At 47.2% G+C, this 16767-nt stretch carries 12 protein-coding genes; 11 read left to right on the top strand and 1 reads right to left on the bottom strand.

Annotation, left to right across the window (positions count from 1 at the left end; translation table 11 throughout):
* The first annotated feature begins 3 nt into the window (after positions 1 to 3).
* From AC0YN3_RS21895 to AC0YN3_RS21870, 6 genes are all read left to right on the top strand, one after another.
* Positions 4 to 2670, top strand: coding sequence for a sulfatase-like hydrolase/transferase (locus AC0YN3_RS21895; protein WP_475777079.1), 2667 nt, complete (start codon positions 4 to 6; stop codon positions 2668 to 2670).
* Positions 2667 to 3614 (top strand): hypothetical protein, encoded by a 948-nt coding sequence (locus tag AC0YN3_RS21890; RefSeq protein WP_475777078.1) that lies wholly within the window; start codon positions 2667 to 2669, stop codon positions 3612 to 3614. Before AC0YN3_RS21895 ends, AC0YN3_RS21890 begins: the two co-directional genes overlap by 4 nt.
* A complete protein-coding gene (locus tag AC0YN3_RS21885) occupies positions 3604 to 5283 on the top strand; it encodes an interleukin-like EMT inducer domain-containing protein (RefSeq protein ID WP_475777077.1) in 1680 nt (559 codons plus the stop codon). The genes AC0YN3_RS21890 and AC0YN3_RS21885 overlap by 11 nt, the downstream gene beginning before the upstream one ends.
* Before the next feature lie 506 nt (positions 5284 to 5789).
* Positions 5790 to 6020 carry an aspartyl-phosphate phosphatase Spo0E family protein gene (locus AC0YN3_RS21880; RefSeq protein ID WP_475777212.1) on the top strand — a complete coding sequence of 77 codons (231 nt, stop codon included), beginning with the start codon at positions 5790 to 5792 and terminating at the stop codon, positions 6018 to 6020.
* 253 nt (positions 6021 to 6273) lie between these two features.
* Complete coding sequence (locus AC0YN3_RS21875; protein ID WP_475777076.1) at positions 6274 to 6804, top strand: VanZ family protein; 531 nt, start codon at positions 6274 to 6276, stop codon at positions 6802 to 6804.
* A gap of 94 nt (positions 6805 to 6898) precedes the next feature.
* Entirely contained in the window at positions 6899 to 8083 is a 1185-nt protein-coding gene (locus AC0YN3_RS21870) for an acyltransferase family protein (RefSeq protein ID WP_475777075.1), read from the top strand.
* 231 nt (positions 8084 to 8314) lie between these two features.
* Here the strand turns inward: AC0YN3_RS21870 and AC0YN3_RS21865 are convergent, their stop codons facing one another.
* Positions 8315 to 9220: a helix-turn-helix transcriptional regulator gene (locus AC0YN3_RS21865; RefSeq protein ID WP_475777074.1), complete on the bottom strand. Its 906-nt coding sequence runs from the start codon at positions 9218 to 9220 to the stop codon at positions 8315 to 8317.
* Positions 9221 to 9380: 160 nt separating this feature from the next.
* On the opposite strand from AC0YN3_RS21865, the gene AC0YN3_RS21860 reads away from it, so the two are divergent.
* The 5 genes from AC0YN3_RS21860 (at position 9381) to AC0YN3_RS21840 (ending at position 16735) form a co-directional block, all read left to right on the top strand.
* A complete protein-coding gene (locus AC0YN3_RS21860) occupies positions 9381 to 10763 on the top strand; it encodes an MATE family efflux transporter (protein ID WP_475777073.1) in 1383 nt (460 codons plus the stop codon).
* A 100-nt stretch (positions 10764 to 10863) separates the two neighbouring features.
* Positions 10864 to 11352 (top strand): translation initiation factor IF-3, encoded by a 489-nt coding sequence (gene infC / locus AC0YN3_RS21855; RefSeq protein WP_475777211.1) that lies wholly within the window; start codon positions 10864 to 10866, stop codon positions 11350 to 11352.
* Positions 11353 to 11676: 324 nt separating this feature from the next.
* Positions 11677 to 14031: an FdhF/YdeP family oxidoreductase gene (locus tag AC0YN3_RS21850; RefSeq protein WP_475777072.1), complete on the top strand. Its 2355-nt coding sequence runs from the start codon at positions 11677 to 11679 to the stop codon at positions 14029 to 14031.
* Between the two features lie 117 nt (positions 14032 to 14148).
* On the top strand, positions 14149 to 14958 hold the full coding sequence (gene fdhD, locus AC0YN3_RS21845; RefSeq protein ID WP_475777071.1) for a formate dehydrogenase accessory sulfurtransferase FdhD: 810 nt from the start codon (positions 14149 to 14151) through the stop codon (positions 14956 to 14958).
* Between the two features lie 58 nt (positions 14959 to 15016).
* On the top strand, positions 15017 to 16735 hold the full coding sequence (locus AC0YN3_RS21840) for an ABC transporter ATP-binding protein (RefSeq protein WP_475777070.1): 1719 nt from the start codon (positions 15017 to 15019) through the stop codon (positions 16733 to 16735).
* Positions 16736 to 16767 lie beyond the last annotated feature (32 nt).

The raw sequence follows: 16767 nt of genomic DNA, 5'->3' as shown, positions 1-16767 counted from the left end.
CAGTTGTCGGCGCTATTGATATGCCTTGCTATATTCATCTGGCATTTAACATGGAATATGGCTTTAAATAAAATTCGCGGCTTGAAATGGGTATCACTAGAGCAAATTGTAATATCAGGATTAACATCTGTTATTATAAAAATTATGGCAGAGTGGAGTGTTTACTTTGCTTTTATTTTGGTCCTACTTGTTACAATTTGCTACTTTGTGAACTTGGTTCACTTTAGATACTTTGGGAATTTTGTTGCAGCTTTTCAGGTTAAGCAGTTTTTGTTTGTAAAGGGAACTGCAGCTACAAATGGAACGATGCTGTTACAAGCGGCAGGCAGACTTGTAAAATGGAGCGATATTTATTTTGTTATCACTTTTTCTGAAGTTATAATAGCGCTTATTGTTACAAATGGTGAAGTTAGTTCTTTTACGACAATATGGTGGTCTTTAAATTTACTACTGATCATGCTCATTATAATAACGATACGCCAAAAAAAACGCTTATCTAACGGACAAATGCCAATCCATACTTTCGGTATGTTCTTGTCGTATTATTTTATTTGGATATTGGAAAAAAGAAGTAGACTAGAGCAGGAACAAATGCATGAGAACTTCCATATGGAATATGCAAAGAGTCAGAATTCAACAGAAGATGATTCGGTTAAAGATCCGTGGTTTGGGAAATACAAAGGTATGAATGTGATTCTAATTCAATTGGAGTCTTTTCAACAGTTTTTACTTCATCATAAAGTTGAAGGTCAAGAAGTAACCCCATTCATGAACCGCCTAGCTAGGGAAAATCTAGCATTCACAGATATTTTTAGCCAATTCTCAAGAGGACATACCTCTGACGCGGAATTAGCTTCGCTGCATTCCTTGTATGCCATGCAGAACGATGTAGTAAATTATAAACATTATGACAAGAAGTACTTTGGTTTACCTAAAATCATGAGAAAACATGGCTATGAGGCGGTAGCCTACCATGGGTACAAAGGTGATTTTTATAATCGACGTACAATGATGAACACACATGGATTTGAGAGGTTCTTCTCGGAGGAAGATTATTTACTTCAAGATAAAGCGTCTTCGTGGTTATCCGATTTTTCTTTTTTTGAACAATCTGTCGAAAAGATCAAAAAAATGAAGAAGCCTTTTTTTTCATTTATGATTAGTTTAACCTCGCATTTTCCTTTTAAATTGGAAGAGAAATTATGGGGACTGAAATTGAGCAATAATTTGCCTGAGTTTCTTTCCTTATACTATCAAAGTGTAAACTATACCGATCGAGCACTACAGTCATTTTATGAGTCTTTGCAACGTGAAGGATTAATGGAAAACACCGTATTTTCATTTTATGGCGATCACGAAGGGGTTTCGCCAGAGCATCTACCGTCATTATATGACGAATTGGGCATTCAGCAATCCAACATGCTTAAGTTAACGAATCGGATGCGAATGGCACAAGTACCATTCGTTATTGCAACGGCAAATGCTGCGAAAGCTGACCTGCCTGATTTCAAAAGGATAGGGAGCACTTTGGATGTAGGCCCGACGCTTCTCCATTTGTTAGGGCTGCCCAAAATCAGTTATGGAATGGGTACGAGTCTTTTTACGGCGGACGAGAATAGAGTCATACCGTTGGTACAGTTCCCCAATGGCTCTTTTGCAACGGCTCGTACTCTATTGTATGCTTCTGATTCAGGTGAATATGTAAACAGCACAATATTTGATAGAGAGAATAAAACGATAGTATTACCTGTGTCTGGAGAGAATAAAAAAGCATACGAATTCAGCAAGCAGCAAATCAGTAGATCGGCCTATTTAATTGCGAACGATAAATTGGTATCAGATGAAGAGGTTAATAATTTAGAGCTGGATAACGTGGTGTCAGCCCAATTTTCATCTAATATCGAACAGATTTTAAGTCTGGTTAATGACGATTCGATTATACTGCCTATTCCACTTGCTTTAGATCAAGGGCATATGAATGTTGCCATAAATGATGTGAGCGGTATGAGCAAGCTTGAGGAATACTATCGTGCTCAACGGAAGAAAAACATTCGATTTTTCTCTATATTGAATGTAGATGAAAATGATAAGCCAATTTATTTCGGAGATAAGTTTTATATTGATGTTTTACGGAAAAAAGGTCATAAGATTGAGTTAGTTAACCCGATTACATTGCCGGCCCATTTGCAAAGCCTTCCTGATCATGTTCTTATCGCTGTAGTCGCTAAAGATGATGCAGCCAATCAGTTTACTTCAGCCTTTGCAGACATGATGAGAAATTATGGCATCTATAAGTTGGATAAAAGCAAATACCGACATAGCTATACTAATGTAATTTATAAGAACAAAGGCTTTGTGTCCTTATATGAAGAAGTTGCGGACCAATCTATTGAGCAAGAATGGGAGAAACGATCAATTTTAAATGGAATTTCCCTCCCGGTTAATTTGAGACTACGAAGCCAAGGCGCCTTGTCTGGAAACAAATCTGAATTACTTATTAATCAGATATCTTGTTGTTCAAATGAAAGAGGCCTCAACTTCGCGGTGATAGATATGAGGACTGGCAATGTATTAGACCAGTTTGTTGCGGATACCTTTTCGACGACTTATGTCGATAATGGGATGTATCGGGCCATCAAAGAAATTCCAACTCCGGGAGTGATTTTGTGAGCATTTTATTGTTGCAAACCGCTGCGGTTATTTTATTGGGCTGCTGGTTTTTCTTGATGATGAGCATGAAAAACATTAAACCAGTAATAAAAATAGCGGAACAACCGGATAAGACGGGTAAACCTTCCGAGGCAACTGAAATTGTAGGAGAAGGTTCGGAGAGAGTTTCAGTTGAGGGGAGATACTCTTTTTCGAGATGGAAAGAGGTCTTGGCTTCCGACAAAGAGGATTGCAAGACGATAATAAGAAATCCGGTTTGGGCAGATGATATACTGGAAACCTCAAACATTGAAAAACTTTGCAAGCAAAAGAACGTGTCCATAATAGATATCACAGGTATAGATGCGCAAACGAATTCTCAGCTGCCTGTGTATTTTGATGATTCGAGTATGATGCCTTTCTTATGGGAACGGAAATATAATATACAACTTGTAATCAGTAAGAGTCTTATAGATTTATTCAAAGAGGCAAATCCATTTTCGCTTATCATTCTGTCCGTTAAAGATGATGGATCTCAGGCGTTAAATCATAAATGGCAGGAGAAGCTCTGTGATTTCGGTATTCGTGAATTAACGAGAGAGCACCTGCGGAATAGTTATATCAACATTATTTGGAAAAAATATGATAATGTTTATATTAGTCTTTTTGAGGAATGGTCAGATAAGCCTCTGTCAAAGCATTATAAAAAAGAAGCATCTATCGATGGTTTTAAATTTCCAATGGATGTCGAGGTTGCAAGTAAAGGATATGACAGTGGCAATCATTCTAGCATAATTATCGATGGCAAAGAATATTCGCCAAATCTTCGTGGGATGAATATGGTTGTGTACGATGTCATTGAATCAAGAGTTGAAGCTGTAAATAGAGTAGATACGTTTGTTACTATGTATGATTACCAAACCATTTATCGTGCAATACCAACCGAGGTGGAAAATGATATATAAGATGGCTGACTTATCTTTATTGAAAAAGGGGAGCATTTATATCCCTCAATCCAATTTGAAAACGATACACGATAGAATCAGGGATGAAAAAGTTTATGCGGCTTATGTGGCTAGCATGTACCGGCAATATGGAATTTGGATGAAGACGTTCAAGGACTTAGCATTGGAGTACAACAACCAATCGATTTATTTTCATGATAGCAGCTATTTTCCTTATTTTTCGAATGATGGTTATACGATAAAAACCGTAGAAGGAAAGACCGTTATTGATTTCTTGAATGATGTTGTTAAGGGCTCGTATGTCATTATTTCTGTAAAAGATGATGCTAGCCAGCAAATTAATGAAGAAGTTGAAATGAAATTAAAGCGATTTGGTATTACTCAATTGAACAAGTCGAAATTAAGGCATAGTTATCTATGGATAGCAAAAAAAAACCACATGGATGAGTATGATGTTTTATTTGAAGAGTGCTCTATCGATGATATTTACTGGGAGGGGGTTTGTGGTGAGACCACTGTGAGTGCTAAAAGCGGCGGAGCCCTCGCAACAAATCATAGCAGTATAAAGCAAGATAATCAGGAGCAGAGTTTAAATCATAGAGGAATGAATATCGTAGTATTGCAATCGGAATCAAACGTGGTCTCTACCTCTTTCGATACATTTGTTACTTTATTTGGGGGAGATAGCTTATTTCAAGCTAGCCCTCCTAAGAAGCATAAATATAATCGTGTGATAAGTCGCGGTGGAGGAAGAATTCAAGGCGTTAATTTAACTAACTGCAAGGAAGCTTTTGAACAGAGCTATATTCATAGAGGCCATAGACTGTTTGAAGCTGATTTAGCGCTAACCTCAGATGAACAATTAGTCGCACGCGAGAGCTGGGAGCCGTCTATTTTCAGTTTGCTGAAGCAAGAGCCTCCAAGTGGATTCATGCAGGGCCATTCACTCACGAGGGAACAATTTCAAAATTCGAAAATTTTAAATACTTTATCGCCTTTAACCGTTGAAGGTTTATTTGAATTTCTTGTCGCCCATCCTGATGCGTATCTGATTACAGATACGAAGTATACGGATCAAGAGATCGTGAGAAAACAATTTGAAGCTTTGGTTGCAGGTGCCAGGGCATATGGCTTTCAAATTTTGCTCCGTGTGATACCCCAACTATATTCACAAACGATGTATGACATAATTGAGGAGATCTTTCCGTTTCCGCAATACCTCTATACGTTATATCAAACAAATGCGACGGATAATGAAGTCATATCGTTCGTGAAAGAAAAGGACATAAAGTTTCTAGTGATGTCCCAAGAAAGATATAGTCCAGCACTTGTATTTGCAATGAAAAAACAAGGAACGCTTATTTACACGCATACGATTAATGATATGAATTCCGTACTCGATTATATTGAGGGGCATTTTGATGGATTTTATACAGATGTATTGTCTGAAATTGATGTAGATAGAGAATATATGCATTATGAATTGGAATTGGCAACAAGAAAGAAAATGTTGAATGAGTTTCTTAATGAGAAATTTAATTATATAGATCTTGAAGCAAAGCTTAAAATAAGTGAACTTACACTTAGTGAATTCACATCATTAGGCAGAAAGTTGTATCGATGTAACACGGTTGATGAAATAAATCATTTACTGGATGTTGTATTGTAGTTAATTCCTTAAGCGACAGTGAAAACGTTGGAATAGAATGATATCGTGCTTAAAAAAGATTAGCTACCGCTTCCGAGTAAGTGGCGGGCTGGTCTTTTTGCCTTATAGTCGAATGGTTATGTGGATCAGTAATGAAATGTAAAAAATTAATACATTTAACCAATAAACCCCTACCTCAGAACTAAAATATACATTACACTATCTATATGGACTATTCTGCTTCAAACAGATATTCAATCTGGGGGGACTATTGACGTGTTTTAGACGAGGATTTGAGATTTTGTCAAATCATTTCGGATCCAATGAGTCTAATTTCTTATATAAAGTAGGTCCATCAATTAGGTCTACGAATTAGGTCCGAATACTTAATAAAAGTACTTATCTAGCATATCAATGACCTGCATGAGACAGAGGTATAAAGGGAACAAATAGATGAGGTATGCAAACCGTGGCATAGCCGTGAAAAGACTTCATTACTGAGTTTCCTCAGAGAGGAGTAGGAAAGCATTAATAGAGATGATGTTCAGCAAAGAATCAAGCTGGAGCAGACAATTGAGATGTTGCGGCAAGAGATGGTGGATAAGCTGTTAATGAGCAAATCCTACCAATCTGATGATGTATTGGGGGCAAGTCAAGCGCTAGATCGAATTCTAAATTGCTATGATTGTGTACGGTATGGAAGAGAATGCGAAGGTGAAGTGAATTGCGCATATATCGATTATGTTGAGAGCTCTTAACTATAGGCAAACAGACAAGTTAAGGTAGGAGCCCTCATAGCAGTAACTTTTTGGACATGAAACGGAATATGGGCTTGTGACATTAATTCATCCCAATATGACTAAGAACGGATTAACATGCGGTTACCACGTTAGAGCGGGTAGCCGCTATTTTATTTGTACTCCTGCTTTGTAACGAGGTTTGTATTTTGTTTCCATATGCTTTTTCAAGTATGATAGATACAGTAAAGTGCCAAGCGGAGGTGCGGACGATTTGGTTAAAAAGAGGCGATGGAAGACGGTCGCGTTCTGGGGGATCGTATTGGTAGGCTGGTTGAGCATGCTGTTTATTTTCTCCTCGCAATCGTATACGGAGCAAAATATCCAGCCGTTTTTAAGAAGTCATTTTAATTATCACCAGCTTATGAGATGGCTGCCGGACGTGACGATCATTTACCGAACAAGCGTCATAAATTCACATGTAGATCCCTATCGGTTTATTGAATTTCTCTTTCGCAAGGGTGCGCATTTATTCGTGTATGCCACATTCTCGGCTTTGCTGTTCATGTTTCTACGCGCGTTATCACGAGGACGCGTCTGGGTATCCTTACTGATTACGTTATTGGCAGCCATAGCCATTCCGGCGCTGGACGAGTGGAATCAACTGGGCTCTGATGAAAGAACGGGCAATGCGACAGACGTCGTGCTTGATTTTATGGGCGGTTGCGCGGGTTTGACGGTCTGTTTATGCCTATTGGGAGCCGTAAAGCTCTGGAGAAGACCAAGGCGGTCTGGAAGCTTGTAAGCCTTATGAAAATAGTTGCGGACAAAACGTGCTCCTATCCCTTATAATCGTCTTTGTTAAGATGAAGATTCGGTAAATGTGGAGGAATCGCAGCGTGCAGCGCTATGAACAATTGGATTCACTTAGAGGGCTCGCGGCACTTGCCGTGATGATCGGACATTTCTTAATGGTGTTCACGCCTATTGTGCAGAACACATCAGGGCTGGGGCTGCTTGACTACCCGCTGAACCTGTTGAAATACACCCCCTTGCATGCGATTTGGGGCGGCCACGAAGCCGTGATTATGTTTTTTCTGTTAAGCGGTTTCGTGCTTTCGCTGCCATTCTTCAGCAACCGCCAGCAGACTTACACGAAGTACGTGATCAAAAGGATTTGTCGCATCTATATCCCCTTTGTTATTGCGCTGCTTATCGCGATTGCGATGAGGGAAGCCGTGTATGTGTCGAAGCTGACCGATTTGACAAGCTACTACAACAACCTTTGGGTCATCCCACCGAACTGGTCCTCATTTATTCATCACTTGCTCTTCGTAGGCAACTATAATACGACGCGGTACGATCCGATTCTATGGACACTCGTTCACGAAATGCGAATCTCGTTAATGTTTCCGTTCATTATGTTTGCTATCGTCAAAGGCGGCTGGAAGCTTGGACTTCCGCTGGCGCTGCTCTTGTCCTACGGGGCCGAAATTATGCTCGCCAACTTCGAGACGCGTTATATGACAAACTTCGTTGTCTCTTTGCACTATGCTTCCTTTTTTATTGCAGGAGCTCTGCTCGCAAAGTACCAGGGGGAGCTGAAGAAGCTGTTCTCGCGGCTGAATGGATGGTGGATGTCGCTGCTGCTGGCGGTAGGGCTTTGCTGCTATTCCTTCAAATGGATTGGCTACGGCGAGAACTTCCACGATATGTTCATGCCGCATCGCGGCGATTGGATGACTGCGATTGGGGCATCTATCTTCATCGTAGCCGCGATTTCTTTTGTTCGTTTGTCGCGGCAGCTGCAGCGCAGGCCACTGCTGTTTTTGGGCAAAATTTCGTACAGCCTTTATCTGTACCATATGATCGTACTGCTCTCGCTCGTACATCTGCTGGACGGCAAGATAGATACGCCACTCATTGTCGTCATGGCTTTTGTGGTTTCGTTCGGAGCTGGGGCGATGAGCTATTATTTTGTCGAGCTTCCTTCGATTCGGTTAGGAAAGAGGCTAACCAATTGGGGCAAGAAGCCGGCAGCCGGAACGGTGAGCCATGGTGAAGGTACTGCAACAACGGTGTAAGACAGCCTATGCTCGCCCAACTATTGAAAGCGGGCAGTATTGGTCGGAGGCTGCATTAGCTCAGTTTGTAAATCAATTCTTGTGCGAATAAGGGATGCGCCTGCATGTGAAATGCGGGTGCTTCCCTTTTTGTTAATCTATAAGAATTGATATGTTTTACATATAAATGTGCTTATCTATCTCCGTGAAACGACTGCCTTTGCCACAGAGGATGGCGACAGCCGTTTACGCTTATCCATGCGAGAAGCGCTGCCGGTATTTGCGCGGGGAAATGCCCTCGTACTTGGCGAAGCAAGAGGCAAAGTAGGCTGCATGGTTGAAGCCGACCTCTTCGCCGATCCGGGCGATGGGCAGGTCGGTTTGGAGCAGCAGCAGCTTCGCTCGTTCAATGCGGAAGCGCATCAAATAATCGAAGGGGGCGCAGCCAAATTCCTTCTGCATGCATCTCGCGATATAGACGGGATGGAAGTTGATGCTCTCACCCAGCTCCTGGGCGGTTATGTTATCCCGGTAATGCTCCCGCAAATAGGAGGCCGCTTGCTCCGCGCATAAAGCGGAGGGAGTCGGGCCCTGCGTTTCCATGGATGCGGACAAATGCTCGATGACCTCCTGGAACGCAAGCTGCTGCTTCCACTTGACGCTCGGGATATGGTCATTAATGTTAAGCAGCACGAGCTGGTTGAGGAGGCTCTCCATCTTGGAGGGCTGAAGCAGCTTAGTGAATTGCGGCAGTTGCTTTGTGAAGGTTTGCGTCGTGTAAAAACTGGAGGAAACCATGCGCTCCTTCGCTCTTTCGACCAGCTCATTCGTCCCAACGACCGGTTCCTCCGCTATGGCTTGCTCCGACATCCCCCATTGACCGGTCGTCTGGAAATGAATCCAGTAATAAGAGGTTTGCTCTTGGCAGGCACGCGTAGCGTAGTGGTAAGCATCGGGCCGGAGGATCAGAGCGTGGCCGCCGCTTACTTCGTAGTGCTGCTCTTCTTCTCCGATATAGAGGCAGCCCCGTGTGACAACCAGCAGGTCGAACACTTCAATATTGCGTCTGCTGGGATGCTTGCGTCCTGCGGGTGCAAGGGTGTACCCGCCGATGATGTAATGCGGAAGCGGCGGAATAGTCATATGAATAATAGGCACTGGTTAACTGGCTCCCCTATTTCGAAGTTGGAATCGTTATAGTTTCGGTTGTAAAAGTGATACATCAGGCTCAGTATAGCATCTATAATTTGAAATGACGAATGATCAATTGACAACGGATTCGGCTCCCGGCAGGGAGCTCGCGCAGGGGGAAAACATAATGGCTTTGACGGAAAGAAAATTCTCGCTTTGGATGCTGGCATGGCCGATATTTATCGAGCTATTTTTGCAATTTTTATTAGGGGCTGCGGATACGCTTATGGTAAGCCGTATCAGCGACGATGCGGTTGCTGTAGTCGGCTTCTCCAACCAGCTGTTCCAAGCGCTTACGACTTTGTTTATTACCGTAGCAAGCGGTGCAGGCATCCTTATCGCTCAGAAGATAGGCTCCCGCAACGGCGAGGATGCGCGTACGATCGCGATCATGGCCGTAACGGTAAGCGCGATTATCGGCATCGGGCTCAGCATTCTGCTTTATTTGATACCAGGGGAAATCGCCGCGATACTCCAGCTTCCGGAGCATTTGATCCCCCTTGCCGAGACGTATATTTCCATTGTTGGCGGCGGTATGGTTCTTATTGCCGTCATGTCGGCGCTCAGCACGTCGATTCGGAATACGGGCAATACGAAAGGGCCGATGTACACGGCAATCGGGATGAATGTGGTTCATGTATTTTTCAACTATGCATTCATCTTCGGCGCTTTCGGTTTCCCGAAATGGGGATTGATGGGCGTAGCCGTCTCCACCGTGCTCTGCCGATTGCTGGCTACAATCGTACTGTTCATCATGTTCCTCAGCTCCTTCGAGAGGACGATTAGCTTACGCGACTTTTCGCTGTTCAACCGCAAGCTGTTCGGTGACATTATCCGCATTGGCTGGCCTCTTGGCGTCAATATGTCGTGCTGGGTGTTCACGCAGCTGCTGATCTTCACGTTTCTGGCGATGCTGGGCTCGAATGAGTTGGCAGCGCGAACGTATATGAATACACTCGAATCGTTTTGTTTTATGCTTGGCTATTCGATTGCGCTTGCGGTACAAATCCAGATTGCCCATTTATACGGTGCGGGAAGGGTGAAGGAGGCTTACGGCCTTGCTTTCCGGGCGATGTGGATCGGTCTCGGTGTCGTGACGGTCAATGCCTTCCTTATCTTCTTGTTCGGCAAGCAGCTGCTCGGCTTGTTCACGGACAATAAGGAGATCGTGGCGCTCGGCGTCTCGCTGCTCGGTATGAACCTGCTGCTGCAGCCGGGCAAAATGATTAATATGGCGCTCGGCAATGCGTTGAACGCGGTCGGGGATACGCGCTACACGATGTGGACATCCGTTTTCTCGATGTGGCTGGTGGCGACGGCACTTGCTTATTATGTAGGCATCGAGCTTGGCTGGGGCTTGATCGGCATTTATGCATGCATGATACTGGATGAATACATCCGCGGCACCTTGTCGCTGCTTCGCTGGAGAGGCAAGAAATTTCTTCGCAAAGCGGAGTCGCAGGAAATTGCTGCCACGGCGCTGCGGAAACAAACCGCGCTGGAAGCATAGGAAAAGCGTATAATAGAAGAAAAGAAAACGGCGGCTTCGAAAGTGAAGGCTGCTGTTTTTCATATTTAGGGTAAGGGAGAGATAAGCGGGTATGGCATCCATGGTCATTATGAATGAAAAAATACGCGCCTCCGAGGTCCATCTAACGGGCTTGCGCGGCGAGGATCTCGGTATTGTAACACGCGATGAGGCGCTCGCGAAGGCGCGGGAGCTTAAGGTGGATCTCGTGTGCACCTCGCTCATGAGCAGCCCTCCTCCGTGCAAGCTGGTCGCGAAGGGACAAGCCAAGCAGCAGGCAGGGCAGGAGAAACGCGGAGCGAAGGCGAAGGAGCAGCCTGCCAAGGTGAAAGAGCTGCGTCTGACCCCGCATATCGAAGAGCATGATTATGATACGAAGCTTCGTCAGGCGGCGAAGCTGCTCGGCTCCGGCAATGGCGTTCAGCTAGTGGTGCGCATACAGGGCAAGGAAGGTCCGAAGGCGAAAGAGCTGCTGGAGCGCATGGTGAAGGATTTGGCAGAGAACGGCAAGAAGCAGTCTGGCATCCAAGTGAGCGGCAAGCAGGCTGCCGTGCAAGTATTGCCATTGTAGCCGAGGAGCTGGTCTAGGGGGAATAGAGCTATGCAGTAGCTCTATTCCCTCATTCCGCGCAGTTCATGTACGCAATCGAAAGGTATTGCAGCCCCATTTGGCGAAGAGTTCAAGGAAACGGCGATGATCAGCAAGAATATACTTCATATTGGATAACGCATATCCTCGCACATTATTTAGAAAAACTTATCTCCTATGTCGTTCGGGAGTTAGATGTGTTCATTGCGAATGATATTTTGTATGCGCTTACTTTGCAGGGATGGCATAACCGAATGAATCGTATCTATACATGTATTTGATGATGCTGATCGGGGAGGTTGTCGATTGAAGAAGACGATACATACGGGACCAATCAAGCTGCCAAGGCTGCCGGATCCGAAGCTATGGGTAAGCAAGGCGCCGTTCGGGCTTGGCCGAATAAAGCCGCATCATATTAAGGATACGTTGAAGGTGGCCTGGGATAACCGGGACAGCTTGCCGTATGCCTACCGCATCCTGACGCAGGGCGTCTGCGACGGCTGCGCGCTTGGCGTATCCGGCTTGTACGACCAGACGCTGGAAGGGCCGCATGTGTGCACGACAAGGCTAAACGTGCTGCGACTGAATACGATGCCAGCGATCAAGCCGGCCGTTCTGCACGCGGATATTGACGAGCTGCGCAAGCTGGATAGCACACAGCTTCGGAAGCTTGGACGGCTGCCGTACCCGCTCATTCGCAGCAAGGGAGAACGAAGCTTCCGCAGAATTTCGTGGGACGAGGCATTGGGGCGCATCGCGGCGAAAGCCCGGGCAATCGATCCGAAGCAGCTGGCTTTCTATTTAACCGCCAGAGGCATTACGAATGAATCATATTACGTGGCGGCGAAGGCGGCTAGGCTCATCGGTACGAACAATATCGATAATGCCTCCCGAATCTGTCATTCGCCTTCGAAGACGGCAATGAAGCGTTCCCTTGGCGTAGGGGCCTCTACCTGCAATTACAAGGATTGGATCGGCACCGATGTTCTGGTGTTCTGGGGCAGCGTGGCCGCGAATAATCAGCCGGTATCGACGAAATACATGTATGCGGCAAAGCGCAAGGGCACGAAAATTATCGTCATCAACCCTTACCGCGAGCCGGCGATGGAGGGCTACTGGATTCCGTCGATAGCGGAATCGGCGCTGTTCGGTACGAGGCTGGCTGACGATTTCTATCAGGTGAACATTGGCGGAGACATCGCGTTCATGCATGGCGTGATGAAGTGCTGGTTCGACATGGAGGAGGATCGACCGGGATCGGCAATCGATCACGCATTCGTAAGCGCGCATACGAATGGGTATGCAGAGCTTCTGGCGCATGTTCGGAATCAGGATTGGGAGCTGCTGGAGCAATCCTCCGGGCTGACACGCTCAAGGATGAGGGAGTTCGCTGAGCTGCTGGCAGAAGCGGGATCGGGGGTCTTCGTCTGGAGCATGGGGCTGACGCAGCATCGCTTCGGGACGGACAATATTTCGCAGGTGGCCAATCTGGCCCTGCTGAGAGGCTTCTTGGGCCGAGAGCATTGCGGGCTGATGCCGATTCGCGGCCATAGCGGCGTGCAGGGCTCGGGAGAGATGGGAGCGGATCCGTTCAGTCTGCCTGGCGGCGAATTCAAAGGCGAGGATATGAAGCGGGTGGAGAAGATCTGGGGCTTTAAGCTGCCTGAATGGCAAGGAGATATCGTTGGCGTATCGCTGGAGAACGCGATGCTGCCGGAGCACCATGAACGAAAGCTGAAGCTGTTCTATACGTCAGGCGGTAATTTTGTGGAGACGATGCCGGCTCCGGAATTCGTACGACGCTGCTTGGAAGCAGTCGATCTGCGCGTACATCAGGATATCGTGCTTAATAGCTCCACGCTGCTGGACGCAGAGGAGGAGGTTATTGTTCTCCCCGCGATGACTAGGTATGAGCAGCCGGGAGGCGGTACTTCGACATCAACGGAACGCATGGTTTATTATTCGCCGGAAATCGCGGGCCCCCGTATTGAGGAAGCGCGCGCGGAATGGCAGATATACGCGGAGCTGGCCGCGCGGATTCGCCCGGAGCTCGCGGATGCAGCGGTGTTTCGCGATGCGCATGCCGTTAGGCGGGAGATTGCGCAGGCAGCGCCAGCCTACGATGGCGTGCAGCTGCTAGGCAAGCAAGGAGACGTGTTTCAATGGGGAGGCGCATGGCTGTGCGAAGGCGGATATTGCCCAACCTCAGACGGACGAGGCCAGCTTCTGCCGATTGCGCTCCCGGAGCTTCGCATACCCGAGGGTCATTTCTATGCGACGACGAGGCGAGGAAAACAGTTCAACTCCATGATCTACGGGGAGAAGGACGCATTCAATGCGGCGGGCCGATATGACGTATTAATGAGCGGAGAAGACCTAACGAAGCTTGCGATATCGGAAGGCGAAGCGATTGTCGTCTATAACCGAAGCGGCAGCTTTCATGGGCGAGCGAAGCGTGCGGATATAGCCGCAGGCAACATTGAGCTTTATTGGCCGGAGGGCAACAGCTTATTTGCCAAAGGGGTGTATGAGCCGCTTGCCGGCATCCCGGAATATAACGCGTCCGTTATTGTGGAGCGGGCGGACACTTACCATGCTTTTAAGGATACGAAATATATGGAGAAGCGGATCGTAGAGCTGGAGACGGAGCCGCCAAGCTAGGGCGATGAGGGCGCGCAGCAAGGGAGCAAGGGAGCAAGGAATAAAGGGAGCAAGGAATCTCTTGCCGTTCGGCTTTTGGCAAAGATGTGCAGGGTGCAGGGAAGGGAGGGGATGCATATGGAGCTTTCAAATACGACGAAATGGCGCATACTGAGGTACGATGGCAGTGTGCCTTTGGAGCGGGACGACGACATTGCGGCGGAATTCCCGCTCACCTTGAAGCTTGGCGGCGAAGAGTTTGCGACGCTGGTATGCTCGCCCACCAATCTGGAGGAGCTGGTCGTCGGTTTTCTAGCCTCCGAAGGCGTTATTCGAGAAGCGGGTCAAATACAGGGGCTCACTATTCATGAGGACACAGGGTTTGCTTACGTAGAGCTTGCGCATGAGCTAAAGCTCAGCCGTGATCATTATGCCAAGCGGTTTATTGGTTCCTGCTGCGGGAAGAGCAGGCAATTTTATTTCCATAATGACATGCTTACGGCCAAAACGATCATGACCCGCACCCGCATCACGGCTGAGCAGTGCATCGGTTTCATGCAGGAGCTGCAGGCGAGCTCCGCGGAATTCCGCAGCACGGGCGGAGTCCATAACGCGGCGATCGGCACCCCTTCGGGGCTGCTTGTTATCAGGACGGACATCGGTAGGCATAACGCGCTTGATAAGCTGTTCGGTTACTGCTTGATGCACCGCCTGCGCACCTCTGATAAGGTGATTGCCTTCAGCGGAAGATTATCCTCGGAAGCGGTGCTTAAGGCGGCTAAGATTGGCTGCGGCATCATGCTCAGCAAGTCGGCACCGACGGATCTCGCCCTGCGCCTTGCGGAGGATCTCGGCATCACCTGCGTAGGTTTTATTAGAGGCGGGGAGATGAACGTGTATACGCATGCGGAGCGAATTGATTTCGGTGATGGATTGACACTGTGGTAGCGTTTGTATATCATTTTATTGAAAATGATTATCATCATGAGAGAAGAAGGAGTATACGATGCTTTTACGATTTTTTGCCTATTATAAGCCCTACAAAAAGCTATTCCTGCTGGATTTCTGCTGCGCGGTTCTGCTGGCTATCCTTGAGCTATGCTTTCCGCTTGCGGTTAGCTATGTCATAGATACGCTGCTGCCGGATGAGAATTGGGGGCTGATTGTAACGGCCTGCGCGATTCTGCTTATTGTCTATATCATTAATACGCTGCTTTCTTACGTTGTTACCTACTGGGGGCATATGCTCGGCATTAACATTGAGACGGATATGCGCAAAAAGCTGTTCGACCATGTGCAGAAGCTGTCCTTCCGTTTCTTCGACAACACCAAGACCGGTCATCTGATCTCGCGTCTTACGAACGACCTCTTCGAGATCGGGGAAGTAGCCCATCACGGACCGGAGGATATGTTCATTGCGGCGATGACGCTCGTAGGCGCTTTCGGAATCATGGCGTATATTAACCTGGAACTCGCTATTCTCACCTTCGTGATCGTGCCGATTATTATTTGGCTCGTGCTTATGTTCAACGGAAAAATGACGAAAGCCGCGAACAGGCTGTTCTCGGATATGGCCGATTTCAACGCGCGCGTGGAGGATACGGTTGGCGGTATCCGCGTCGTACAGGCGTTCTCTAATGAAGGCCATGAGAAGAAGCTGTTCAAGGTTAACAACCTTCGCTTCCGCGAAGCCAAGCTTATTTCTTACAAAATCATTGGATTGAACTCATCGATCACGTATATGCTGATGAGGCTCGTATCCGTGTTCGTGCTTATTGCGGGCACTTGGTTCGTTATTAAAGGGGAATTGAAATACGGGGAGTTCATCAGCTTCGTGCTCCTGACGAATATTTTCTTTAAGCCGATCGAGAAGATCAATGCCGTCATCGAGAGTTATCCGAAAGGGATCGCAGGATTCAAACGTTACGTTCAACTCCTGGAAACGGCTCCAGACGTAGCGGATAAGCCGAATGCGACCGAGGTTGACCGCCTATCCGGCAATATTGAGTACCGCCAGGTAACGTTCGGTTATGAAGGCGAAGCGAAGGTGCTCCAAAATATTGACCTGACGATTCGGGCAGGAGAGACGATCGCTTTCGTCGGCCCGTCAGGGGCAGGCAAGACTACGCTTTGCAGCCTGCTGCCGCGCTTTTACGAGATTGAGGGCGGAAGCATCTCTGTCGACGGTTATGATATTCGCGATTTGAAGCTGGACTCGCTGCGGAAGCAGATCGGAATCGTTCAGCAAGACGTGTTCCTGTTCGCAGGCACGATTCGCGAGAACATTGCCTATGGCAAGCTTGGGGCATCAGACGAGGATATCTGGCAGGCGGCACGCAGGGCGAAGCTGGAGGAATTCATCCATGCCCAGCCGCATGGCCTCGATACGGTTGTTGGGGAGCGGGGCGTTAAGCTGTCCGGTGGGCAGAAGCAGCGCCTTGCCATTGCGAGGATGTTCCTCAAAAACCCGCCAATCCTCATTCTGGATGAAGCGACTTCGGCGCTCGACACGGAGACGGAGGCTGCGATTCAGCAGTCGCTCGCAGAATTGTCCGTCGGACGCACGACGCTAGTTATCGCGCATCGGCTTGCCACGATTAAGAACGCCGACAGAATCGTCGTCGTGACGGAGCAAGGCATTAGCGAACAAGGCCGGCATGAGGAGCTTGTCTCGGCGGGCGGTATCTACAGCCGCTTGCACCATGCACAGTTCGGAGCGAGATAAGGAACGCTGGCTTTCACAAAGTACGGATTTCT

This window comes from Paenibacillus sp. J22R232, from assembly GCF_056269165.1.
The sequence above is the reverse complement of the archived record's forward strand: the minus strand, read 5'-3'. Positions and strand labels throughout refer to the sequence as shown.

Coding starts and splice junctions, on each gene's coding strand:
- AC0YN3_RS21860 (WP_475777073.1), top strand. CDS start 9,381: ATGGCTTTGACGGAAAGAAAATTCTCGCTTTGGATGCTGGCATGGCCG.
- AC0YN3_RS21840 (WP_475777070.1), top strand. CDS start 15,017: ATGCTTTTACGATTTTTTGCCTATTATAAGCCCTACAAAAAGCTATTC.
- infC (WP_475777211.1), top strand. CDS start 10,864: ATGGTCATTATGAATGAAAAAATACGCGCCTCCGAGGTCCATCTAACG.
- fdhD (WP_475777071.1), top strand. CDS start 14,149: ATGGAGCTTTCAAATACGACGAAATGGCGCATACTGAGGTACGATGGC.
- AC0YN3_RS21885 (WP_475777077.1), top strand. CDS start 3,604: ATGATATATAAGATGGCTGACTTATCTTTATTGAAAAAGGGGAGCATT.